19 protein-coding genes are annotated in these 22,269 nt (G+C 66.2%); 7 read left to right on the forward strand and 12 right to left on the reverse strand.

Annotated features, from left to right (window positions below; genetic code table 11):
* Positions 1-8: 8 nt before the first annotated feature.
* Genes EJB06_RS23370 through EJB06_RS23395 form a run of 6 tightly spaced genes read right to left on the reverse strand, consistent with a single transcriptional unit; the run spans position 9 to position 7,068 of the window.
* Positions 9-1,022 carry a branched-chain amino acid ABC transporter permease gene (locus EJB06_RS23370; RefSeq protein WP_126076516.1) on the reverse strand — a complete coding sequence of 338 codons (1,014 nt, stop codon included), beginning with the start codon at positions 1,020-1,022 and terminating at the stop codon, positions 9-11.
* A 56-nt stretch (positions 1,023-1,078) separates the two neighbouring features.
* Positions 1,079-1,804, reverse strand: a complete 726-nt coding sequence (locus EJB06_RS23375) for an ABC transporter ATP-binding protein (protein ID WP_126076432.1) — start codon at positions 1,802-1,804, stop codon at positions 1,079-1,081.
* On the reverse strand, positions 1,797-2,576 hold the full coding sequence (locus EJB06_RS23380; RefSeq protein WP_126076433.1) for an ABC transporter ATP-binding protein: 780 nt from the start codon (positions 2,574-2,576) through the stop codon (positions 1,797-1,799). Before EJB06_RS23380 ends, EJB06_RS23375 begins: the two co-directional genes overlap by 8 nt.
* Complete coding sequence (locus EJB06_RS23385) at positions 2,573-3,760, reverse strand: substrate-binding domain-containing protein (protein WP_126076434.1); 1,188 nt, start codon at positions 3,758-3,760, stop codon at positions 2,573-2,575. Before EJB06_RS23385 ends, EJB06_RS23380 begins: the two co-directional genes overlap by 4 nt.
* 51 nt (positions 3,761-3,811) lie before the next feature.
* On the reverse strand, positions 3,812-4,759 hold the full coding sequence (locus tag EJB06_RS23390) for an alpha/beta fold hydrolase (protein WP_126076435.1): 948 nt from the start codon (positions 4,757-4,759) through the stop codon (positions 3,812-3,814).
* A gap of 2 nt (positions 4,760-4,761) precedes the next feature.
* Positions 4,762-7,068: a TonB-dependent receptor gene (locus tag EJB06_RS23395; protein ID WP_126076436.1), complete on the reverse strand. Its 2,307-nt coding sequence runs from the start codon at positions 7,066-7,068 to the stop codon at positions 4,762-4,764.
* Positions 7,069-7,334: 266 nt separating this feature from the next.
* On the opposite strand from EJB06_RS23395, the gene EJB06_RS23400 reads away from it, so the two are divergent.
* Positions 7,335-8,249 (forward strand): LysR family transcriptional regulator, encoded by a 915-nt coding sequence (locus EJB06_RS23400; protein ID WP_126076437.1) that lies wholly within the window; start codon positions 7,335-7,337, stop codon positions 8,247-8,249.
* A 38-nt stretch (positions 8,250-8,287) separates the two neighbouring features.
* On the forward strand, positions 8,288-8,413 hold the full coding sequence (locus tag EJB06_RS32920) for a hypothetical protein (protein ID WP_267876911.1): 126 nt from the start codon (positions 8,288-8,290) through the stop codon (positions 8,411-8,413).
* Between the two features lie 165 nt (positions 8,414-8,578).
* Here the strand turns inward: EJB06_RS32920 and EJB06_RS23405 are convergent, their stop codons facing one another.
* The 3 genes from EJB06_RS23405 to EJB06_RS23415 form a co-directional block, all read right to left on the reverse strand.
* On the reverse strand, positions 8,579-11,434 hold the full coding sequence (locus tag EJB06_RS23405) for a hypothetical protein (RefSeq protein WP_126076438.1): 2,856 nt from the start codon (positions 11,432-11,434) through the stop codon (positions 8,579-8,581).
* A 130-nt stretch (positions 11,435-11,564) separates the two neighbouring features.
* A complete protein-coding gene (locus EJB06_RS23410; protein WP_126076439.1) occupies positions 11,565-11,948 on the reverse strand; it encodes a VOC family protein in 384 nt (127 codons plus the stop codon).
* Positions 11,945-13,084, reverse strand: coding sequence for a GNAT family N-acetyltransferase (locus EJB06_RS23415; RefSeq protein ID WP_126076440.1), 1,140 nt, complete (start codon positions 13,082-13,084; stop codon positions 11,945-11,947). Before EJB06_RS23415 ends, EJB06_RS23410 begins: the two co-directional genes overlap by 4 nt.
* A gap of 128 nt (positions 13,085-13,212) precedes the next feature.
* Between EJB06_RS23415 and EJB06_RS23420 the strand changes: the two genes are divergently transcribed.
* Together EJB06_RS23420 and EJB06_RS23425 are read left to right on the forward strand one after the other, a co-directional pair.
* Positions 13,213-15,297: an NAD(+) synthase gene (locus EJB06_RS23420; protein ID WP_126076441.1), complete on the forward strand. Its 2,085-nt coding sequence runs from the start codon at positions 13,213-13,215 to the stop codon at positions 15,295-15,297.
* Positions 15,298-15,379: 82 nt separating this feature from the next.
* Positions 15,380-15,718 carry a P-II family nitrogen regulator gene (locus EJB06_RS23425; protein WP_126076442.1) on the forward strand — a complete coding sequence of 113 codons (339 nt, stop codon included), beginning with the start codon at positions 15,380-15,382 and terminating at the stop codon, positions 15,716-15,718.
* A gap of 79 nt (positions 15,719-15,797) precedes the next feature.
* On the opposite strand, the gene EJB06_RS23430 is transcribed toward EJB06_RS23425, so the two are convergent.
* From EJB06_RS23430 to trxB, 3 genes are all read right to left on the reverse strand, one after another.
* Positions 15,798-16,406 carry a trimeric intracellular cation channel family protein gene (locus tag EJB06_RS23430; RefSeq protein WP_126076443.1) on the reverse strand — a complete coding sequence of 203 codons (609 nt, stop codon included), beginning with the start codon at positions 16,404-16,406 and terminating at the stop codon, positions 15,798-15,800.
* A 109-nt stretch (positions 16,407-16,515) separates the two neighbouring features.
* Complete coding sequence (locus EJB06_RS23435) at positions 16,516-17,181, reverse strand: Smr/MutS family protein (protein ID WP_126076444.1); 666 nt, start codon at positions 17,179-17,181, stop codon at positions 16,516-16,518.
* A gap of 18 nt (positions 17,182-17,199) precedes the next feature.
* The gene (gene trxB, locus EJB06_RS23440; RefSeq protein ID WP_126076445.1) at positions 17,200-18,156 is read right to left on the reverse strand and encodes a thioredoxin-disulfide reductase; all 957 of its coding nucleotides are present in this window, start codon (positions 18,154-18,156) and stop codon (positions 17,200-17,202) included.
* Between the two features lie 219 nt (positions 18,157-18,375).
* Between trxB and EJB06_RS23445 the strand changes: the two genes are divergently transcribed.
* From EJB06_RS23445 to EJB06_RS23455, 3 genes are all read left to right on the forward strand, one after another.
* Positions 18,376-20,841 carry a DNA translocase FtsK gene (locus EJB06_RS23445; RefSeq protein ID WP_126076446.1) on the forward strand — a complete coding sequence of 822 codons (2,466 nt, stop codon included), beginning with the start codon at positions 18,376-18,378 and terminating at the stop codon, positions 20,839-20,841.
* 96 nt (positions 20,842-20,937) lie between these two features.
* Complete coding sequence (gene lolA, locus EJB06_RS23450) at positions 20,938-21,570, forward strand: outer membrane lipoprotein chaperone LolA (protein ID WP_198420903.1); 633 nt, start codon at positions 20,938-20,940, stop codon at positions 21,568-21,570.
* A 57-nt stretch (positions 21,571-21,627) separates the two neighbouring features.
* Positions 21,628-22,257 carry an energy transducer TonB gene (locus tag EJB06_RS23455; protein ID WP_126076448.1) on the forward strand — a complete coding sequence of 210 codons (630 nt, stop codon included), beginning with the start codon at positions 21,628-21,630 and terminating at the stop codon, positions 22,255-22,257.
* The last annotated feature ends 12 nt before the right edge of the window (positions 22,258-22,269 follow it).

The raw sequence follows: 22,269 nt of genomic DNA on the forward strand, positions 1-22,269 counted from the left end.
GAGTTTCCTTAGCGGCGCAGGTTGGAATACAGGCCGGCCGGGCGCCACAGCAGGATGGCGATCATCAGGGCGATGTTCGACACCAGCGCGAATTTCGGCAGCAGGAAGCCGGCGTAGTTGGCCACCAGGGCCATCAGCAGGGCGCCGATGAAGCAGCCGCCGACCGAGCCCAGCCCGCCGATGATGACGACGATAAAGATCATGACCATCATTTCGCCGCCCATGGCCGCGTTCAGGGTTTCCTTGTACAGGCCCCAGAGCACGCCGCCCAGGCCGGCCAGCGCCGAGCCGGCCGCGAACACGGCCACGAACAGGCGCCGGATGCGGTAACCCATGGCTTCGACCATCTCGCGGTTCTCGACGCCGGCGCGGATCAGCAGGCCGATCTTGCTGCGGTTCAGCACCAGGAACATGCCGGCGAACACCACCAGCCCGATCACGACCGCCACCAGCCGGTATTTTTCGACCGCCGCGTCGCCCAGCAGCACGGCGCCGCGCAGGCTGGCCGGCAGCGGCAGGGGAATCTGCTCGGCGCCCCAGATCACGTTGATCGATTGTTCGGCCACGATCATGCCGCCCATGGTGATCAGGATCTGCTTGAGATGCTGGCCGTACACCGGCGCGATGACGATGCGCTCGAAGGCCCAGCCGAGCAGCGCGGTGGAGAGCATCGCCACCGCGATCGCCAGGCCCAGCACGCCCAGATTGAGCAGCAGCGCGTCGGCCTCGAGCCAGCCGCGCATGGGAATCAGGACCATGGTGGCGGCATAGGCGCCGACCGAGACGAAGGCCCCATGGCCGAAGTTGAGCACGTCCATCAGCCCGAACACGAGCGTCAGGCCGCTGGCCATGATGAAGATCATCATGCCCATGGCCAGGCCGGCGACGGTCAGGGTGACCCAGGTGGGAAAGCTGCCGACCGCCGGCAGCATCAGCAGGATCAGCGCCGGCACCAGCAGCAGCGGGGCGAGGTCGCGCCTGGCGGCCGGCAGGGGCGCGTCGGCCGGGGCGGCGGGCAGCATGGTCGCGGCGCTCACCGGAGGCGATTTGGTGGTCACGTTGTTGGTCTCCGTGTTCATCATTGATGGGCGCTCAGTGACAGCCCGAGCAGGCGTTGCTGCAGGTTTTCGTCGTCCACCAGCGCGCCCATGGCGCCGGCGTGCACTACCTTGCCGTCGTCCATCACCGAGACCGTGTCGCCCAGGCGCCTGACGAAGCTGAAGTTCTGCTCGACCAGCAGGATGGTGGTGTCGGTCTGCTTGAGCTCGCGGAAGGCGGCGATCAGGCTCTGGATGATGGCCGGGGCCAGGCCCTTGGTCGGCTCGTCGATCAGCAGCAGCTTGCGCGGTTCGACGATGGCGCGCGCGATCGCCACCATCTGCTTTTGCCCGCCCGACAGATTGCCGGCCGGGTAGTGCCAGAATTTGCGCAGCGCCGGAAAGAAGCCGAAGATCCATTCCACGCGCGCCTCGTCGAGCGGGCCGTCGCGCGCCGCCAGGTAGAGGTTCTCGCGCACGCTCAGGTCGGAAAACACGGCCATCGATTCGGGCACGTAGGCGATGCCGCGCCGGGCGATGTCGGGCGTGGGCAGGGCGGCGATGTCGTGGCCGTCGAAGCGCACCGTGCCGGCGGAGGCTTTCCACAAGCCCATGATGGTGCGCAGGGTGGTGGTCTTGCCGGCGCCGTTGCGCCCCAGCAGGACCGACAGGCCGCCGCGCGGCACCACCAGGTCCACGCCTTGCAGGATGTGGTAGTCGCCGATGTGGGTGTGGACCCCGCTCAGTTGAAGGATCGGATCAGGCATGTTCGGGCGTCCCCAGGTAGGCTTGCTGGACGATGGGCGAGGCCATCACCTCGGCCGGATTGCCGTCGGCCACCAGGCTGCCGTTGTGCAGGACGATGATGCGGTCGGCCAGCGAGCGCACCACGTCCATCTTGTGTTCGACCAGCAAAATGGTCCTGTTGCGCTCGGCCTTGACCTGATGGATCAGGTCGAGCACGACCGGCACTTCGTCCACGCTCATGCCGGCGGTCGGTTCGTCGAACATCATCACCGCCGGTTCCAGCGCCAGCAGGATGGCCACTTCCAGCTTGCGCTTGTCGCCGTGCGAGAGGGCCATCACGCGCGTGTCGCGCCGGCTTGCCATGGAGACGCGCTCCAGGTAATAGTCGGCGCGCACGATCAGGTCGGTATGGCTGGACCAGCGCGTCAACATCGAGCGCATGTTCATGCCGGCGCCCGCCCGGCTCTGTACCGCCAGGCGCACGTTTTCGGCGACCGTCAGGTGCGGGAACAGGTTGGTCAGCTGGAAGGCGCGCCCGATGCCGAGCGCGGTGCGCCTGGCCGCGCCATGGCGGGTGATGTCGGCGCCGTCGAGCAGGACCGTGCCCGAGCTGGCCGGCAACTGGCCCGAGATCAGGTTGAAGTAGGTGGTCTTGCCGGCGCCGTTGGGACCGACGATCACGGTCAGGGTGCCGGGATAGAAATCGGCGCTGACCTGGTCGACCGCCACATGCCCGCCGAAGCGGATGCTCAGCTCGCGCGTCGACAGCGACGGCATGGCCGCCGGCGTCATCGCTTGTTCCTCACCGGGAGCGGCAGTTCGCTGGCCGGGATTTCGCGCACCAGTTCCAGCAGGTCCCACTCGTTCTTCTGATCCTTCTTGATCTTGAAGTGGTACATCGATTGCAGGGCCTGGTGGTCTTCCTTGCGGAAGGTCATCTTGCCCTTGGGCGTTTCGAAATCCATGCCTTCCATGGCCGCGATCAGCTTCTCGGTATCGCCGGAATTGGCCTTGGTCAATGCCGTGACGACCGCGCTGGCCGCCGCGAAGCCGCCGGCGGTGAACATGTCGGGCGGGCCCTTGTGGCGCTTGCTGTGCTCGGCCACGAACCAGTCGTTCATCTTGTTCTTGGGGAAGCCGTGGTAGTAGTAGATGGTGCCCTGGGTGCCGGCGAAGTTCTTCCAGGTCTTCATCACGGGCAGGATGTTGCCGCCCGGGGACAGGACGACGCCGTAGCGCTCGGGCTTCATGTCGGCCAGCTTGTTCATCGGATTCGGCCCGGCCCAGACGATCTGCAGCAGGCGCGGCTCGGGCTTGTTTTTCAGCGCGTCGAAGATGCGCTGGGCCGGGGCGGTGAAGTCGGTGCTGCTCTGGGGCGCGTATTCCTCGTGCACCACCTGGGCCTTGCTGCCGGTGGCGGCCAGCGCTTCCTTGCCGGCCTTGACCGCATCCTTGCCGAAGGCGTAATCCTGGGCCAGGAAGGCCACGCTGCCGGCCTTGAGCGTGCTGGCGGCGGCCAGCGCGTCCTGCATCGAGCTGCGCGCGGTGCGGAAGATGTAGCGGTTGAATTTTTCGCCGGTGATGGCGTCGGCCACGGCCGGCTCGATGATCAGGATCTTCTTGTATTCCTGCGCCACCGGCAGCATGGCGATGGCCGAACCGGACGAGGTGGTGCCGACCGCGATGTCGGCCTTGTCGTCGCCGTAGGCTTCGGCCAGCAGGGTGCGGCCCAGGTCCGGCTTGCTCTGGTCGTCCTTGACGATCACCTTCAGCTTGCGGCCGTTGATCTCCATCTTGCCGCCGGTCAGGTATTCCAGTCCCATCATGAAGCCGGTTTCGGTTTCCTTGGCATAGGTTTCGAGCATGCCGGTCTTGCCGGCGATGAGGGCGATTTTCAGGTCGGGCGCGGCCGCTGCCGGCAGCGTGGCCGCCAGCGTGGCCAGGACGGCCGCTGCCAGGGTGCTGAGTTTGTGCATCGTGTCTCCTCTTGGGATGGTGTTGTCTTTTATATGGTGGGGCCTGGCTTGCTAGTCTACCTGCGCCAGAAAGCGTTCGATCGCCTGCCGCGCCGGCGCTTCGGTCAGCATCGGCGCGTGGCCCACGCCCGGCACTTCGGCGTACTGCATGGCGGGGGCGGTGCGCTGCATGTAGCTGGCCTGTTCCGGCTCGACCAGGTCCGACAGGCTGCCGCGCACCAGCAGGGTGGGGCGGTTGCGCGCCAGGCGCCGGAAGGCCATGCGCGAGGCCCAGGACGAGGGTTTGATCTTGCCGGACTGCAGCGGCAGGGCGATGTTGGGGTCGTAGCGCTGCACCAGGTGGCCGGCGTCGTTTTCGCAAAAGGCCCGGCGCGCCCACTTGTTCCACTCGGCCATGTCGTTCGAGGGAAAGGCCGGCTGGTGGATCTCGCGCATGTACTCGGCCGCCTGTTCCCAGCTCAGCACGGTGGCGCTCTTGCCGGCATAGGTGGCGATGCGCGACAGGCCTTTTTCGGAGATCACAGGGCCGACGTCGTTGAGCACGGCGGCGGCGATCAGCTTCAGGCGCCGCAGGGCCAGGGTCATGGTGATGATGCCGCCCATCGAGGTGCCGACGAACACGGCGCGTTCGATGCCCAGGTCGTGCGCCAGCTTGATCACGTCGCCCGCGTACACGGCCGGGTTGTAGTGGGCCGGGTCGGGGTCGCGCGCGGACTGGCCGCGCCCGCGCACGTCGAGCGCCAGCACGCGCCGCCCCTGGCTGGCGATCCACGGCGCCAGTTCGTCGAAGTCGCCCGAGTTGCGCGTCAGGCCGTGCAGGCAGATCACGGGCAGGCGCGCGCGCCCGCCGTGGCCGGGATAATCGCGCGCGTACAGGGTCAGGCCGTCGTCGCTGAGGTAGCTGACCTCGCTGAACTGGCGGGCCCTTGCCGCTTCGTTGGCGGCCTCGGGGAAGTGGGCGAGATGTGCGCCATCGTGTTCCTGCACCTGGGCTCCCATGCTCAGAACCGGTATTCGAGGGTGGCCGAGACGGTGCGCGGGGCGCCGTAGAAGGCCGTCAGCACGCCCTCCCTGCCGAGGTTCGGGAAGACGTAGCCGCCGGTGCGGTAGCGCTTGTCGCCCAGGTTCTTGCCGTGCAGGCCGGCGCGGATCTTGCTGTCGGCGCTGGTCCAGGTCAGGCTCAGGTCGTACAGGGTGTAGCCGGGCTGGTCGAGCACCGAAGCGTATTCGAACTGGGTGGTCTCGTCCTTGTAGGCGGCGCTGGCGCTGATGCTGGCGGTGCCGGCGCGGCCCAGCAGCGGCACCTGCATGTCGTAGGTGGCGCGCAGGTTGGCCGAGTTCTTCGGCGTGTTCTGGAAGTAGCGCTCGCTGGCGACGTTGACCAGGGCCGGCACGCCGCCGACCAGCTGCGAGGTCAGGAACTGGCTGTACTCGGCGTTGATGTGGCTGTACATGCCCGTCACGCTCAAGGCATCGGTCAGCCTGGCGCTCGCTTCCAGTTCGACGCCGCGGATCTTGGCCTTGCCGGCATTGGTGGTCACGCCGGCGAAGCTGTCGGGGCGGCCGTCGTCGTTGGTGTCGACCTCCACCGAGCCGGGAATCTGCACATCCTTGTATTTGCTGTCGAACACGGCGATGTTGGTCAGGATGCGGTTGTTGTTGTAGGACGATTTGAGGCCCAGTTCCAGCGTGTCGATGGTTTCGGGCAGGTAGCCGGCGCGCGCGCTGGCGGGGCTGAGCCTGGTGCCGACCACGTTCATGCGCGGATCGAAGCCGCCGCCCTTGAAGCCGCGCGCCCAGCTGGCGTAGACGTTCTGGCTGGCGCTGGCTTTCCAGGCCATGCCGACCTTGGGCGTGAACTTCTTGTCTTCGCGTTCCAGTTCGCCGCGCGTGAAGTCGGTGTCGGTGCGGAACAGCACGGCGTTCGGATTGCCCATCGCCGGCGAGCCGTTCAGGCCCAGGTAGATCTGGCGCAGGATGCCCGCTTCGCGCTGGTCGACCGTGTAGCGCCCGCCCAGCGAGAAGCTGAGCGCCTCGTTATATTTGTAGTTGGCGTCGGCAAAGACGGCCCAGGCCTTGGTGTCGATATCGCCCAGGGTGTAGGTGGAACTGGGGAAGGCGCCGGCCAGGATGGTGTCGAAGATGTTGTAGGCGTTGGCGTCGATGTAGTACACCCCGGCCACGCCCTGGACCTTGTCGCCGGTGTAGGTGAACTGGAATTCCTGGCTGAACTGCTTGTTCTTGTACAGGGCGGGCACTTCGAAGTCGACCACGGGCAGCGAATCGAAGTCGATCGGCGCGTACGACTTGTCGCGGCGCGAGGCGGTCACCGACTTGACGCTCAGCTGCGGGTTGATGGTGTACTCCAGCAGCGCCGACCAGCCGTGGGCCGAGACTTCCTGTTCGTGCCCGAGCGCGCGGGTCAGGCTGGCGCGGGTGTCGTACACGTTCGACAGGATCGGCGCGCCGCCGGTGCGTCCGACCGTCATGCGGTGGCCGTTGCGCGGGCTGGAATCGTCTTCGGTGGCGTCGCCCGAGAGGCGGATGAACAGCTCCGGCGTGGGCGTGAATTCGGCCGAGAGGCGGCCGGCCGTCATGTCCTTGTCGTAGTTGTGGGCGCCGGTGACGAGGTTGCGCCCGTAGCCGTCGCGCTTGAAGCGGGCGATCGATCCGCCCACGCGCACCGTGTCGGAGAGCGGCGTGCTGGCGGTGAGCACCGCTTCGCGCTGGCTGTAGTTGCCCAGTGCGAGGCGGGCGCGGACATCGGTGCGGGGGCCGAGCTTGCGCGTGACGTACTTGACCGCGCCGCCGATGGTGTTGCGGCCGTACAGGGTGCCTTGCGGGCCGCGCAGCACTTCGATGCGCTCGACGTCGTAGATGTCGGTCACGGCCGCCTGCGGGCGGGCCAGGTAGATGTCGTCGAGGTAGATGCCGACCCCGGCCTCGAAGCCGGCCAGCGGATCCTGCTGGCCGACGCCGCGGATGAAGGCGGTCAGGGTCGAATTGGTGGCGCGCGAGGCCTTGAGGGTGGTGTTCGGGATCGACAGGGCCAGCGCGGTGATGTCGGGCGTGCCCTGTTTCGACAGCTGGTCGCCGCCGAACGCGGTGACGGAGACCGGCACGTCCTGCAGGTTTTCGGGGCGGCGGCGGGCGCTGACGGTGACCACGCCGGCGTCCTGGATGGGCTGGGCGGTTGGCGCGCCCGCTTCGGTCTGCGCCTGAGCCGAGCCCAGCGCGCCACCGGACAGGGCCAGCACGGCGGCGGCGATGCGATGCAAGGGAAAATGTCGAACGGTGGTCGAACGCATGGTGTTGTCTCCTTGGATTTTTTTGGACAATGCGGTAAGCCGGAAAAGAAGCCATACAGTGTGCCCCCATTCGAATTTGAGGGAAAGATAACGACACGCCCAAGGACTGTGCAAAAATGCACAGTGGTGGTTTATGCAACTTATTGTTCTTGCAGGGGCTAGTCAGCTTGCCACTTTACTTTTTAGTAATACGTAAAAATCAAAAGATTGCGTGCACCATGTGCACTGGTGCACAATATTGTGCGTGAATATCGGACATCGCCTCCATGAATACCTTGCCTGAATGGACAGACCTGCGTTTCTTCCTGGAGCTGGCGCGCGCCGGCACCCTGTCGGGTGCGTCGCGCCGCCTGGAGGTCGAGCACACCACGGTGGCGCGCCGCATCGACCGCCTCGAAATCCAGCTCGGCACCACCCTGTTCGACCGCAGCCGCGAGGGCTACGAGCTGACCGAGATGGGACAGGCGCTGCTGCCGCACGCCGAGGCGATGGAGAGCGCGGCGCTGGCCGCCACCGAGCAGCTGGGCGGCACCGAAGTGGCGGCGCACGGGGTGGTGCGGCTCGGGGTGCCGGAAGTGTTCGGCGTGCGCGTGGTGGCGCCGCTGCTGGTCGGGCTGCTGCAGACGCACCCGGACCTGAGCATCGACCTGCTGGTGCTGCCGCGCTTTGCCAACCTGGCCAACCGCGAGGCGGACCTGGGCGTGATGCTCGATCCGCCCAGCACCGGGCGCTACATGATCACGCGGCTGGCCTCGTTCCGTTTCTATCTGTACGCATCGCCCGCCTACCTGGCGCGCCATCCGCCGATCCGCGAGCGCGCCGACCTGGCGCATCACGATTTTGTCGATTATGTGCAGGACCGGCTGGCCAGCCGCGAGCTCAGTTATCTCAACGAGCTGGGCTTCACGCCGAGGCGCAGGCTGTGCTGTACCGGGATGACCGCGCAGGTGGAGGCGGCGGCGCTGGGGATGGGGCTGATCATGGCGCCGCCGTATGCGGTGCCGGACGACGGGCGCCTGGTGCCGGTGCTGGACCAGTTTTTCGCCGAGCGCTCGTTCTGGCTGGCGGCGCCGACCGATCTGTACCGCTTGCAGCGGGTCAGGGCGGTGTGGAATCTGCTGCGCGAGTATTCGGACCGGCAGCCGTCCTTGTTTGTCCATGGGCGGCAGGAGCGGCGCTGATCTGCCGAGGAGCGCAGCTTGGCCGGCCGGCGCAAGACATGCTTGAGGCCTATCGCGAACGGGCGGTCGATGTTGGCGACAGCGGATATGTCGTACGCTACCGTATGACGCCGGATGCGGTGGCGATCCCGGCAGTGCGCCACCAGAAGGAAGCGCGGGGCTGACGGAATGTCGGCGGTCTCGTTGCCGGGCTGCGGTCGTTTGAAAATTCGCCGCGATGAACAAGGCCGGGTTTTGCCCGGCCCCGTTTTCAATCGCGAATCACGCCATCGCGTTTTCCTCGATTCAAAAAAATGCCTCTAGATGAAGAATGCCGAGGCGCCTCCTGTTCATTCCAGCCGGCTATCCTCAATCAACAGCGGCGGGATCAGGATGGTCTCGGCCTGGTCCGCCGGCGGCGTCAGCTTGGGAAACGCGATGTCGGTGCCGTCGTCGAGCACCATCAGCGCGGTCGGCACCCGGTAGGTCCAGGCGGCGCCTTCGGGTGCGCCTTCCATCGGCATGTTGCGGTTGACCAGCTGCACTTCGCGGTTCAGGTCGGCCAAGGCCCTGTCGGCCGGCACCACGGCGATGTCGGACACGATCCCGGTCTGCAGGTACAGCGCGGCCGCGTCCTCATACCCGCTGCGCACCGGCAGGATCACCGAGGCGAAGCCGGCGTTCAGGAAGGCCGTGAACACGCTGTCGCCCCGATGCTCGAAGCGCGAGGCCGCCCACTGCGGCGCCCCCTCGTTCCAGAAGTACGGGAAGAAGCTGTAGGTCGCCTGGTCCCATTCGAAGGCGTACTCGAAGAAGCGCACCTCGCGCGCCGCCTGCTCGAGCCGCTCGGGGGCGATGGCCGGCGCCGCGCTGCCGATGACGATGGGCGAGGGCGGCGCGGCGTGCCCGCTGCCGCTGCGCACGATTTCCAGCACCGCCCGTTTCAGTTCGGTGCGTTCGATGGTGCGCATCTGTTCTTCGTCCAGCGCCGCGTACGGACCGTCTTCCCCGGCGCGCGCCGCCGCCAGCCGCTCGTGGTGCAGTTTCAGCTCGCTTTCGTACTTGTCCATGATGATCTGGTGGCATTCCAGCTGCCACTTCTCGACAGCCGCCTTGGTGCGGGCCCAGACCAGGTAGAAGTTGACAGTGAACTGGTCGAGCTGGCCCCAGCCGCTGGCGTTGTAGCTGACCGCGCCGCTGTTGGTGCCGATGGCCTGGGCGGCAATCGGCGTGCTGCCGGCCGGGCTGCTGGAAAACAGCCTGGTGCCGACGCTGGCGGTGATGCCGGACTGGTTGTCGACGCCGTACCAGCTCATCGACACGCCGGCCGCCGCCGCCGCGTAGCCCTGTTCCAGCGCGCGCGGCGAGTTGAACGTGCCGCTCATTGTCGTGCCGCCGCTGGCGCCGGCCGGATACGTCAGGCTGGCGTATTCGACGATGGCCGATGTCGGCGGCGGCGGCAGGGTCACGTCGAAGCGCTCGGCGATGGCCAGCCAGCTGGCGTCGCTGATCTCGGCCGGACGCAGGAGCGGCTTGAGCGGCGCCGGGCCGGCGTGGCCCCCGAAGCCTGGCTGCTGGGCCAGCAGGTGGCGGAACATGGCGGCCGGCGCCGGCACCATCACCTCGTACATGGCGCGCGCGCCGTAGGTGTAGACCTGCGCCTGGTAGACCTTGTCGACCCAGCGGTACTGGGCGCGCACGGTGGCCGCCGGCGCGCTGTGGCGCACCACGTCGCTTTCGTAGACTTCGGCGCTGCGGGTGCGCAAGCGCTGGCGTCCGACCCGTTCGCGCACCAGGGCCACGGCGCGGTCGATGATTTCGCGCGACTGGCGCAGGTCGGCGGAGCGCGACTGGTCGCCGCCGTTCGAGTTGTTCATGAAGGTCGAGGCCTGCGCGTTGACGGTGCCGTAGTTCGACGTCAGGTTGATGCTGGCATTGCGGTCCTGCTGCTTGCGCGCGGTCTGGAATGCCGCCTGGCCCATGTCGAAGCGGTCGAAGGCGGTTTCTTCCTGCGACACTTCGGCGTCGCCGTCGTTGTAGTTGCCTTCGCTTTCGTCGGCGCGGCTCAGGCGCGACTGGAAGTGCTCGTGCTCTTCGCCCTGCAGCACGTTGTGGATGTTGGCCAGCTCGCCTTTTTCGTAGCCCACCAGGACCTGGCGCACCACGCGCAGGTCGGCCACGCCGACCGGACGGATGCCGAACTTCATGGTCGAGATGGTGCCCGGCCTGAACAGCGGCGCTGCGGGAATCAGCGCGCCCAGTTCCGGCACCGCGGCCAGCACGGCGGCCGAGGCCGGACCGGCCGGCATGGCGGCGGCCGTGGCGACGCCGCTGGCGATGCGGCGCCGCAGTTCGTCGAGCAGCTCGAAGGTGCTCTGGGTGGCGGTGGGGACGTGGGCGTCGGCCAGTTCCTGCATCAGCTTGGCGTGATCGGCGCGGAACTGCTCGTCGATGTCGGCGGCGGGCTGGGTGCGGAACACTTTTTGCAGGTCGGAGGGGCCGCCGCTGCCGGGCGTGCCCGGTGCGTGGGGGCCGCCGGCGCTCAGCTGGTCGAGCGCCGCCGCCAGGCGCCGTTCCAGCTGGACCAGGGTATCGATCTGCTTGAGCAGGTCGGCCAGGACCGCGTCGAAGTCCTGTCCGCCATTGTCGCCCTGGGCGGCGCTTTGCTGTTCGCGGCGCAGGCGCATCTGTTCTTCGAACGCGGCAGGCAGCTGGAGCGTGGGATTGAGCGCGGCCTGCACCGATTCGGGCGACAGCGCATCCGGGTCGCCGGCGATCAGCTTTTGCAGCAGGGTGACCTGGCCCAGCAACTGCCGGGTGCGCTGCAGCTGGGCGCTGGTGGCCTTGCCGGAGGCGATGCCTTGCAGGTAGTACTGCCACAGCGCCATGTGCAAGGCGGGAACGTCGCCCACCACGTTCTGGGCGATCGGAAACAGGGTCTCGGCGGCCAGGGTCAGCTGGCCCTGGCGCGCCGCTTCCAGGTCGGCCGCGATGGCGTCCGGCGTGCGCTTGACCAGCGCGGCCCAGTGCGCGGCAAGGATGTCCAGCTCGGCGGTAAAGTCCAGCTCGGCGGCGGAAGCGATCCACGCGGCGACCCTGGTTTGGTCCGGCAGTTCGAGAAGTCCCGCTTGCGCCTGCGTCGGCTCGGGTGCCCTGGTGCTGGCGAAACGGAACAGTTCCTCGGCATTGGCGGTAGCTTGCGTCATGATATCTCCCGGTGATGAAGGTGGAGGTTCATCATGGTCCGGGATGGCGCGCCGGGGTTCCGCCTGCGTCAGTGTAAAAACCGACCTGCCTCAACTCCGGGGCAGGTTGCTGTGACAGTCAGAAATTGATTTACTCGTGGCAGCAGACGCACAGCTTGTTGCCATCCGGATCGCGGAAGTAGGCGCCGTAGTAGCCGGCGTGATATTCCGGCCGCAGGCCGGGCGCGCCTTCGCACACGCCGCCGTGGGCCAGGGCCGCGCCGTGGGCGCTGTCGACCGCGGCGCGCGAGGGCGCCAGCAGGGCCGTCATCTGGCCGTTGCCGGCGGCGTGCGCGCCGTCGAACGGGGCGCCGATCAGGAACAGCGGGCGAGGGTGGGCCGGCTGCATCCAGCCGGCCCATGGCCGCGAGGGATCGCTGAACTTGAGCGCCAGGCCCAGCTGCGGCATCAGGGCCGAGTAGAAGTCGAGCGCGCGCGCAAAGTCGGCGACGCCAATGAATACGTGGGAGATCATGCGGGGTCCTTGAAGGGGTTACGGTCGTTCAGTTCATCGATGTACTCGTCGATGCCGCCTTTCTCGCGCTCCAGGAAGTGCTCGATGGCGTCCGAGAAGGCGGGGTGCGCCAGCCAGTGCGCCGACCAGGTGCGGGTCGGCAGGAAGCCGCGCGCCATCTTGTGCTCGCCCTGGGCGCCGCCTTCGAACACGCCGATCTTTTGCTCGATGCAGAATTCGAGCGGCTGGTAGTAGGCTGTTTCGAAGTGCAGGCAGGGCACGTGTTCGAGCTCGCCCCAGTAGCGGCCGAACAGGGTATCGGCGCTGTGGATCACGAGCGAGGCGGCGATCGGCCGGCCTTCGCGTTCGGCGATCACCAGCAGGATATTGTCCGGCATGGCGCGTCCGATGCGCTGGAAAAAATCCAGGTTCAGGTAGGGCGATGAGCGGTGCGCCTGGTAGGTGCGCTGGTAGCAGCGGTTGAACAGGCGCCAGTCGGCGTCCGTCGCATCGGCGCCGCGCACGCGCCGCATCGTCACGCCGGCCTCGCGCACCTTGCGCCGCTCGGCGCGGATGTTCTTGCGCTTCTTTTGCTCCAGGGTGGCGAGGAAGTCGTCGAAATCGCGGTAGCCGGCGTTCAGCCAGTGGAACTGCACGCCGCTGCGCAGCATGAAGCCGGCTTTTTCCAGCAGCTCGACCTGGTCTTCCGGCGGATACAGGATGTGGGTCGAGGAGACGTCGGACGCCTTCTGGGTCGATACCAGCGCCCCCAGCAGCGCGCCCCTGGCGTCGGCGTCGCGCGCCAGCAGGCGCGGGCCGCTCACCGGCGTGAACGGAATCGCCGACAGCAGCTTGGGATAATAATCGACGCCGTTGCGCTGGTAGGCGTCGGCCCAGGCCCAGTCGAACACGTACTCGCCGTAGGAATGCATCTTGACGTACAGCGGCATGGCGGCGACCAGGGCCTCGCCCTCGTACAGGACCAGGAACTGCGGCTGCCAGCCGGTATCGACGCAGGCGCTGCCCGATTCGTGCAGGGCGTCGAGGAAGGCGAACGACAGAAACGGATTGGCCGCCGGCTGCGAGGACGCCAGCGCGTCCCAGGCGGCTTGGCCGATCTCGGAAAGAGAAGATACGATATGCGTGCGATAATTCATTCTTGTCGAATCGGCTATTCCATTATTTTGGCGGGCGACGCCGGCTGTGTCCGGGTCGGTCATTGCATTCTACGCAAAAAGACGCAAGGCGTTCGGACGCCGCGCCGCCACCCTACGAAAGACACTGCATGCAGAACGACTTCTTCAACCGCGACTTCTTCAACCTCTATTCGCACGGCTTCGCCCGGGTCGCGGTGGCCACGCCGCGCTGCAGGATCGCCGATCCCGTCTTCAACGCGGCCCAGACCATCGCGCTGGCCGAAGCGGCCGCCGGGCAGGGCGCGGCGCTGGTGGCGTTTCCCGAGCTGGGCTTGTCGGCCTACAGCTGCGACGATCTGTTTCACCAGTCCGCGCTGCTGGAGGCCTGCGAGGCGAGCCTGCGCACGGTGATGGAGGCGACGGCGCAGCTGCCGCTGGCGCTGGTGGTCGGGATGCCGCTGCGGGTCGGGCACCAGCTGTTCAACTGCGGCGTGGTGCTCGCGGGCGGGAAGATCCAGGGCGTGGTCCCCAAAAGCTATCTGCCGAACTACGGCGAATTTTACGAGGCGCGCCAGTTCAGCCCCGCCGACAGCGCGCCTTGCGGCCAGATTGCGCTGCTGGGCCAGAGCGTGCCGTTCGGCGCGGGCCTGCTGTTCGAGGTCGAGGGCATCGCGCTGCTGCGCTTTCATGTGGAGATCTGCGAAGACGTGTGGGTGCCGATTCCGCCATCGTCGTTCGCGGCGCTGGCCGGGGCCACGGTGCTGGTCAACCTGTCGGCGTCGAACGTCCTGGTGGGCAAGAGCGGCTACCGGCACCAGCTGGTGTCGCAGCAGTCGGCGCGCTGCCTGGCGGCGTACCTGTACACCTCGGCCGGGAACGGCGAATCGTCGACCGACATGGGGTGGGACGGGCAGACCCTGATCTACGAAAAAGGCGAGCTGCTGGCCGAGGCCGAGCGCTTCCAGGACGACTCGCACATCATTTACGGCGACGTCGACCTGGAGCGCCTGTCGCGCGAGCGCATGCACACGACCACCTTCGCGCAGCAGGTGCGGCACCATGCGCAGCAGGTGGCGGCGTTCCGCGTGCTGCGTTTTGCGCTGCCGGGCGCGCCGGGCGGGGGCAAGACACTGGCCCTGAACCGCGCGCTCGAGCGCTTCCCGTACGTGCCGTCCGACCCGGCCCGGCGCGACGAGCGCTGCACCGAGGTGGTTCACATCCAGGTGCAGGCGCTGGTGCAGCGCCTGTCGCAGAGCGGCATGAAGAAGGTGGTCATCGGCGTCTCGGGCGGGCTCGATTCGACCCACGCGCTGCTGGTCTGCGCCAAGGCGATGGACCGCCTGAAGCTGCCGCGCACGAACATTTTGGCCTACACCATGCCCGGATTTGCGACCAGCGAGCGCACCCTGCGCCAGGCGCGCGCGCTGATGGAGGCGGTCGGCTGCGAAGCGCACGAAATCGATATCCGTCCGAGCTGCATCCAGATGCTCAAGGACCTGGGCCATCCCTATGCCGAAGGGCAGGAGACCTACGACATCACCTTCGAGAACGTGCAGGCGGGCGAGCGCACCAGCCATCTGTTCCGGCTGGCGAACTTCCATAACGGGATCGTGATCGGCACGGGCGACCTGAGCGAGCTGGCGCTGGGCTGGTGCACCTACGGCGTGGGCGACCATATGTCGCACTATAACGTCAACGCCAGCGTGCCGAAGACCTTGATCAGCCACCTGGTGCGCTGGGTGGCCGAATCGGGCGTGATCGGCGGCAGCGGTTCGGACGTGCTGCTGCAGGTGCTGGCGACCGACATCAGCCCGGAACTGGTGCCTGGCAAGGCGGGCCAGGACAAGCCGGCGCAAAGCACCGAAAATTCGATCGGGCCGTACGAGCTGCAGGACTTCAACCTGTACTACATCCTGCGCTACGGCTTCGCGCCGTCGAAGGTGGCGTTCCTGGCGTGGTCGGCCTGGAAGGACCGCGAGCAGGGCGCCTGGCCGGATGCCCTGCACGCCAGCCGCAACCAGTATGCGCTGGCCGACATCAAGAAACACCTGGGCACCTTCGTGTACCGCTTCTTCAAGATCAGCCAGTTCAAGCGCTCGTGCGTGCCGAACGGGCCGAAGGTCGGCAATGGCGGCTCGCTCTCGCCGCGCGGCGACTGGCGCGCGCCGAGCGACGCCGAGGCGGTCGTGTGGCAGGCCGACCTGGCGCGCATTCCGGATCAAGCCGGGAAATAGCGCTGCCTGTGGCGCGGCCGGTCGTTTAGAATAGCGGCAACAGCAATTCCATCGCGTGACGAGCAACCATTTAGGAGTAGCCATGAAACAAATTACTTGTGTGATCAAACCGTTCAAGCTGGACGAGGTGCGCGAAGCGCTGGCCGACGTGAACGTGACCGGGCTGACGGTCACCGAAGTGAAGGGTTTCGGCCGCCAGAAGGGCCATACCGAGCTGTACCGTGGCGCCGAGTACGTGGTCGATTTCCTGCCGAAGGTCAAGATCGAAGTGGTGGTGGACGACGGCATGGCGGACCAGGTGGTGGACGCCATCATCAAGGCCGCCCGCACCGGCAAGATCGGCGACGGCAAGATTTTCGTGCAGGACGTGGAGCAGGTGATTCGCATCCGCACCGGCGAGACGGGTCCGGAAGCAGTTTAAGTCTGCACGACAACTCATTTCCTGGCCGGGGTCAGGCCCCGGCTGGGCAGCCGCAGGGCTGCGCGCCGGTCCGGACGCGTCAGGAACGCCCCATGCGCATGTCGAATTTCCAGGTCAGCAGGCGCAGCGCGCTGATCGTCGTGGCGCTGGTCCACAGCGCCAGGTCGGGATCGGCGCCGAATTTGCGCATCAACAGGTACATCCAGCTGCCGATAAACGCGCAGATCGCGTAAGGTTTTCCGTCGCGGAACACCATCGGTACTTCGTTACACACGATATCGCGCAGCACGCCACCGAAAATCCCGGTAATCACGCCCATCATCGAGGCGATGAAGATCGGCATGTGCGCTTCCAGCGCCGAGGCGACCCCGGCAATCGAGAACAGTCCCAGCCCCACCGCGTCGGCCACTACGATCAGCCGTTCCGAGACGATCTGGCGCAGGGTGCGGATCAGCGGCGCGGCCATCAGCGCCAGCACGAAGATGAGAATCGCGTATTCCTGGTGCGTCACCCAGAACAGCGGGCGCCGGTCCAGCAGGATGTCGCGCAGGGTGCCGCCGCCGAACGCGGTGATGAAGGCCACGGTGAATACGCCGACCAGATCCATGCGCTTGCGCCGCGCTTCGATGAAGCCGGAGAAAGCGCCGACCAGGATCGCCATGATTTCGATGAGCGTAATGAGGGTCATGCGGTGCACTGTACTGTGGCGAATATTGCTAGCCTAACATGCGCTCGGCATGATGGACAGTGCAAGCGTTGCGCCCGCGGAAATGCCGGGCGCGAATGTGCGGAACGGGCTAGGTGCCGATGGCCGATTTGAGCAGGACGATCAGGGCGCCATGGCTGCGTCCGTCCACATTGGCGGCGCAGAAGGCGATGACTTCCTCCTTCTGCTCCAGCCAGCTGTGCACCATCGAACGCAGCACCGGCTCGCCGCCGGCCGAGCCGAGGCCCTTGCCATGGATGACGCACACGCAGCGCAGCTTGCGCTTGCCGGCCTTGTGCAGGAAGTCGCCGATGGCCTCGCGCGCGCCATCGCGGCGCAAGCCGTGCAGATCGAGCTCGTCCTGCACCGGCCAGTAGCCTTTGCGCAGCTTGCGCACCACGTCCGAACCGATCCCGGCGCGCGAAAAACTCAGGCTGGGATCGTCTTCGAGCAGGTGATCGACTTCGAACTGGTCCGACAGCGACTCGCGCAGCACCGCCGCGTCGTCCTCGGCCTGGGTGCGGAACACCTTGGCCGGCTTGACCTTGAGGTTGATGCCGGGCGGGGCGTTGGGCACGAAACGGTTCGATTCGGGCATCTTCTTGACGCCGCCGATGGCGCTCTTGAACAGGCTGGCCTCCTGGATGGCCACCCGCTCGCGTTCTTCGCGCTCGGCTTTCTCGCGCGCGCGCGCTTCATCCTGGCCCTTGAGCTGTTCGCGCAAGGATTTCAGGTCGGAAAAGTCTTTCATCGGCATCGCTGTACTCTGCTTATATTAGTCGTTCAGGCTTTCCAGGTAGCGCTGGGCGTCGAGCGCGGCCATGCAACCGGTGCCGGAACTGGTGATCGCCTGGCGGTAGATGTGATCCTGCACGTCGCCGGCGGCAAACACGCCCGGGATGTTGGTGGCGGTGGCCATGCCTTCGAGCCCGGTGCGGGTCTTGATGTAGCCGTTGTGCATGTCGAGCTGGCCTTCGAAGATGCTGGTGTTCGGCTTGTGGCCGATCGCCACGAACAGGCCGTGCACCGACAGGGGCGTGATGGCGCCGTCGACGGTCGACTTGATGTTCACGCCGGTCACGCCGCTGTCGTTGCCGAGCACTTCTTCCAGCGTGTGGTTGTACTTGATCACGATCTTGCCTTCGGCCGCCTTGGCGTTGAGGCGGTCGATCAGGATCGGTTCGGCGCGGAACTTGTCGCGGCGGTGGATGATCGTGACCTTGTTGGCGATGTTCGACAGGTACAGCGCTTCCTCGACCGCGGTGTTGCCGCCGCCCACGACCGCCACTTCCTGGTTGCGGTAGAAGAAACCGTCGCAGGTGGCGCAGGCCGACACGCCCTTGCCCATGAACGCGGTTTCCGATTCCAGGCCCAGGTACTGGGCCGAGGCGCCGGTGGCGATGATCAGGGCGTCGCAGGTGTACTCGTGGCTGTCGCCGATCAAACGCATCGGTTTTTCATTCAACTTTGTGGTGTGAATGTGGTCGAACACGATTTCGGTATTAAAGCGCTCGGCGTGCTGCAACAGGCGCTGCATCAGGTCCGGACCTTGCACGCCCATCGGGTCGCCGGGCCAGTTTTCGACGTCGGTGGTGGTCATCAGCTGGCCGCCTTGCTCCACGCCGGTGACGAGCATCGGCTGCAGGTTGGCGCGCGCTGCGTAAACGGCCGCGCTGTAGCCGGCTGGGCCGGAGCCGAGAATCAGAACTTTGGCGTGTTTGGTAGTGGTCATGGGGCGGACTTTAATCGAAATGTGTATGGAGAGAAACTGGGGTCGATTGTGGACGGATCAAGGGGCGCAAAAATTCAATTGCGCACCCTCGATTATAGTCCATGATGCGAGCTGGCATGAATCATGGGCCCGCCGCCCTCCGGATCGCTTAGAATGGGCGCATCGCCAACATCGTAATGCACGCATCGCCAACAGGCTGCAGCACTGTAAGCAACAAGAATGACAAAGACAAGCCAATCCTCCAACGCCAGTTACACCCGAAAGCCGGTCGTGCGGCAGCCCCTGCCTAACCGCGTGGTGCGCCTGCTCTCCGAGGCGCGCTGGATCGCGCTGGCCGTGGTGTTCCTGTACTTCGTCATGATCCTGCTCAGCTATAACAAGGGCGACCCGGGCTGGTCGCACGAGGTGCAGGTGTCCCAGGTGAGCAACCTGGGCGGGCGCGCGGGCGCCTACCTGGCCGATCTGCTGCTGTTCATCTTCGGCTTTTCGGCCTGGTGGTGGTGCATCTGTTTCCTGCGCATTCTCTGGAAGGGCTATCGCTCGCTGAATCAAAAACTGGAACCGGCAACAGAAGATGATCCGGAGCATCAACAGGAAGCCGTCATCCGCTGGCTCGGCTTCGCGGTGTTGTTCGTCGGCAGCCTCGGGCTGGAATTCCTGCGCATGTGGTCGCTTGCGGTGCAACTGCCGCGCGCGCCGGGCGGGGTGCTGGGCCAGCTGATCGGCCACGCCGCCCATGCGGCCTTCGGCTTCACCGGCGCCACCCTGCTGCTGCTGTTGCTGTTCGGGCTGGGCTTCAGCCTGTTCTTCCATGTCTCGTGGCTGGGTGTGGCCGAGCGCATCGGCGGCGCCATCGAAAACGCGATCGACTGGTTCCGCCTGCGCTACCAGGACCGCGAAGACCGCAAGCAGGGCGAGGCGGCGGCGGTCAAGCGCGACGAGGTGGTGGTGCACGAGCGCGCCAAGCATGTGGAAAAGCATGTGGCGGCGCCGCCGGTCCGGATCGAACCGCAGGTCATGGAAGTGGCCCTGTCGGAACGCGCGCTGAAGGAAAAGCTGCTCGACAAGCCGTTCGACAAACCGTTCGACAGGCCGCTGGACGCGCCGGCGCCGCGGCCGGCCGAAAGCGAACTCAAGATTAAGATCGAGAAGCAGCCCGAACGGCAGGCGCCGCTGTTCCGCGACTTGCCGGGCGACTCCTCGCTGCCGCCGCTGTCGCTGCTCGACGACGCGCCGCAAGTGCAGGAAACGGTGTCGATCGACACCCTGGAATTCACCAGCCGCCTGATCGAAAAGAAACTCTCGGACTTCGGCGTCGATGCCAAGGTGGTGGCGGCCTATCCGGGGCCGGTGGTGACGCGCTACGAAATCGAGCCGGCCACGGGCGTCAAGGGCAGCCAGATCGTCGGCCTGGCGCGCGACCTGGCGCGTTCGCTGTCGCTGACCTCGATCCGCGTGGTCGAAACGATTCCCGGCAAGAATTACATGGCGCTGGAGTTGCCTAACCCCAAGCGCCAGATCGTGCGCCTGACCGAAATCGTCGGCTCCAAGATCTACAACGACAGCGCCTCGCAGCTGACCGTGGCGCTGGGCAAGGATATCGCCGGCAAGGCCGTCATCGCCGACCTGGCCAAGATGCCGCACCTGCTGGTGGCCGGCACCACCGGTTCGGGTAAATCGGTGGGCATCAACGCCACCATCCTGTCGCTGCTGTACAAATCCGACCCGGCCGACGTGCGCATGATCCTGATCGATCCGAAGATGCTGGAAATGTCGGTCTACGAAGGCATCCCGCACCTGCTGGCGCCGGTGGTGACCGACATGCGCCAGGCCGGCCATGCGCTGAACTGGGCGGTCAACGAGATGGAGCGCCGCTACAAGCTGATGAGCAAGCTGGGCGTGCGCAACCTGGCCGGCTACAACGCCAAGATCGCCGAGGCGGCCAAGCGCGAGGAACATATTCCGAATCCGTTCAGCATCACGCCCGATTCGCCGGAACCGCTGGAAAAACTGCCGACCATCGTCATCATCATCGACGAGCTGGCCGACCTGATGATGGTGGTCGGCAAAAAGGTCGAGGAATTGATCGCCCGTATCGCGCAGAAGGCGCGCGCGGCCGGCCTGCACCTGATCCTGGCGACGCAGCGCCCGTCGGTCGATGTGATTACCGGCCTGATCAAGGCGAACATCCCGACCCGGATCGCCTTCCAGGTCTCGTCCAAGATCGATTCGCGCACCATTCTCGACCAGATGGGCGCGGAAGCGCTGCTGGGCATGGGCGATATGTTGTACATGCCGCCGGGAACCGGTTTGCCGGTGCGGGTGCACGGCGCCTTTGTCTCCGACGAGGAAGTGCACCGGGTGGTGGCCCACCTCAAGCTGTCGGGCGAACCGAACTATATTGAGGGCATCCTCGAAGGCGGCACGCTCGACGGCGAGGGCGGCGGCGCGGAAGGCGGCGCGGCGGGCGAGGGCAGCGGCGAGGCCGATCCGATGTACGACCAGGCGGTGCAGGTGGTGCTCAAGAACCGGCGCGCGTCCATTTCGCTGGTGCAGCGTCACTTGCGCATTGGCTACAATCGCGCGGCGCGCCTGCTGGAACAGATGGAAAACAGCGGCGTTGTATCGCCGATGCAATCGAACGGCAACCGCGACATCCTGGTCCCGGCTGCCAGCGCAGAATAAACCGCCGCCTGTGCACCGGGAGGCCCGCTCGTCCGTTACAGGATGATCCGGCTCCCGGCACTGCTTTGCCCACGCGGCCTCATTGACAAGGACACTATGCGATTTTTACCGAATAAAACGACGGCCGTGCTGGCCCTGAGCCTGGCGTGCGCCGGCATGGCCCACGCCACCGCACTGGAGCAATTCAAGACCTTCGTCTCCGGCACCAAGGCCGCGCGCGGCGAGTTCACCCAGCGCCAGGTGAAGAAGGCCGACGCCGGCAAGGTGGCGGCGCCCTCGTCCGGCACCTTCGTGTTCGCCCGTCCGGGCAAGTTCATCTGGACCTACGTCAAGCCCTACGAGCAACTGTTGCAGGCCGACGGAGAGCAGCTGTATATCTACGACAAGGACCTGAACCAGGTCACCACCAGGAAGCTGGGCGATGCGCTCGGTTCCTCGCCGGCTGCGATCTTATTTGGCAGCAACGACCTGGAAAAGAACTTCACCCTGAGCGAAGCCGGCACGCGCGACGGCCTCGAGTGGCTTAACGCCGCGCCCAAGGGCAAGGATTCGCAGTTCGAACAGATCAGCATCGGATTGCGCAACGGCACGCCCGAAGCGATGGAGTTGCGCGACGCCTTCGGCCAGACCTCGGTGCTGGCCTTCAAGAAGTTCGAGAAAAATCCGCCCTTGACAGCGACCCAGTTCAAATTCGTCATTCCAAAAGGCGCCGACGTCGTCAATAACTGATCCATTTGCCCTCGCGGAGCTCACTTGAACTGTCGAACAATCGCTACCGTACTGGCTGTGACGTTGATTTCTGGCACCACGATGGCGGACGCGCTGGCGCAGACGCGCGCGCCGGCGCCCGAGGCCGAGCGCCTGCCCTCGGCCTGCACCCGGGCCGACTGGCCGCCCGAAGCCAGGCGCTACGACCTGGAGGGCACTACCGTGCTCGACTACCGGATCAAGGACTGGCGCATCGCCGATGTGAAGGTGCGCAAGGCCAGCGGCTGGCCGATTCTCGATGCCGCCGCCGTGCGCGGCCTGCAAGCCTGCAAGCTGAAAACCGATACCGCGCAGCCACGCGACAGCGCCGTGCGCTCGGTCGACATCGTCTGGGCCACGGCCGGCGGGCCGTCGGCGCGGCCCCAGCTGCGCCCCGACAGCTGCGCCGCCTCCGCGCAGTTTCCCGGCTTTATCCCGCTCGACCGCACGCCCACCGCCGCCGATGGCGTGCTGGTGCGCTTCCTGACCAATGGACGCGGCGAACCCTTCAACATCCGGCTCGAAGGCCGGGTCACCGACAACGAGCTGGCCGAGCAGATCCGGCAGTACGTGCACAGCTGCCGCTTCGTGGCGGCCAACGCGCCCGGACCGAAGACCGATGCGCTGTTCGGACGGGTGTTGCTGGCGCCACACGCCGGCGGCAAATAATCGGGCATGCAT

Source organism: Massilia atriviolacea (assembly GCF_003953935.1).
Classification (GTDB): domain Bacteria; phylum Pseudomonadota; class Gammaproteobacteria; order Burkholderiales; family Burkholderiaceae_D; genus Telluria_A; species Telluria_A atriviolacea.

Bases quoted from the DNA above. Each gene is read 5' to 3' on its own strand.
- EJB06_RS23370 (WP_126076516.1), bottom strand. From the start codon at position 1,022: ATGCTGCCCGCCGCCCCGGCCGACGCGCCCCTGCCGGCCGCCAGGCGC.
- EJB06_RS23375 (WP_126076432.1), bottom strand. From the start codon at position 1,804: ATGCCTGATCCGATCCTTCAACTGAGCGGGGTCCACACCCACATCGGC.
- EJB06_RS23380 (WP_126076433.1), bottom strand. From the start codon at position 2,576: ATGACGCCGGCGGCCATGCCGTCGCTGTCGACGCGCGAGCTGAGCATC.
- EJB06_RS23385 (WP_126076434.1), bottom strand. From the start codon at position 3,760: ATGCACAAACTCAGCACCCTGGCAGCGGCCGTCCTGGCCACGCTGGCG.
- EJB06_RS23390 (WP_126076435.1), bottom strand. From the start codon at position 4,759: ATGGGAGCCCAGGTGCAGGAACACGATGGCGCACATCTCGCCCACTTC.
- EJB06_RS23395 (WP_126076436.1), bottom strand. From the start codon at position 7,068: ATGCGTTCGACCACCGTTCGACATTTTCCCTTGCATCGCATCGCCGCC.
- EJB06_RS23400 (WP_126076437.1), top strand. From the start codon at position 7,335: ATGAATACCTTGCCTGAATGGACAGACCTGCGTTTCTTCCTGGAGCTG.
- EJB06_RS32920 (WP_267876911.1), top strand. From the start codon at position 8,288: ATGCTTGAGGCCTATCGCGAACGGGCGGTCGATGTTGGCGACAGCGGA.
- EJB06_RS23405 (WP_126076438.1), bottom strand. From the start codon at position 11,434: ATGACGCAAGCTACCGCCAATGCCGAGGAACTGTTCCGTTTCGCCAGC.
- EJB06_RS23410 (WP_126076439.1), bottom strand. From the start codon at position 11,948: ATGATCTCCCACGTATTCATTGGCGTCGCCGACTTTGCGCGCGCGCTC.
- EJB06_RS23415 (WP_126076440.1), bottom strand. From the start codon at position 13,084: ATGAATTATCGCACGCATATCGTATCTTCTCTTTCCGAGATCGGCCAA.
- EJB06_RS23420 (WP_126076441.1), top strand. From the start codon at position 13,213: ATGCAGAACGACTTCTTCAACCGCGACTTCTTCAACCTCTATTCGCAC.
- EJB06_RS23425 (WP_126076442.1), top strand. From the start codon at position 15,380: ATGAAACAAATTACTTGTGTGATCAAACCGTTCAAGCTGGACGAGGTG.
- EJB06_RS23430 (WP_126076443.1), bottom strand. From the start codon at position 16,406: ATGACCCTCATTACGCTCATCGAAATCATGGCGATCCTGGTCGGCGCT.
- EJB06_RS23435 (WP_126076444.1), bottom strand. From the start codon at position 17,181: ATGCCGATGAAAGACTTTTCCGACCTGAAATCCTTGCGCGAACAGCTC.
- trxB (WP_126076445.1), bottom strand. From the start codon at position 18,156: ATGACCACTACCAAACACGCCAAAGTTCTGATTCTCGGCTCCGGCCCA.
- EJB06_RS23445 (WP_126076446.1), top strand. From the start codon at position 18,376: ATGACAAAGACAAGCCAATCCTCCAACGCCAGTTACACCCGAAAGCCG.
- lolA (WP_198420903.1), top strand. From the start codon at position 20,938: ATGCGATTTTTACCGAATAAAACGACGGCCGTGCTGGCCCTGAGCCTG.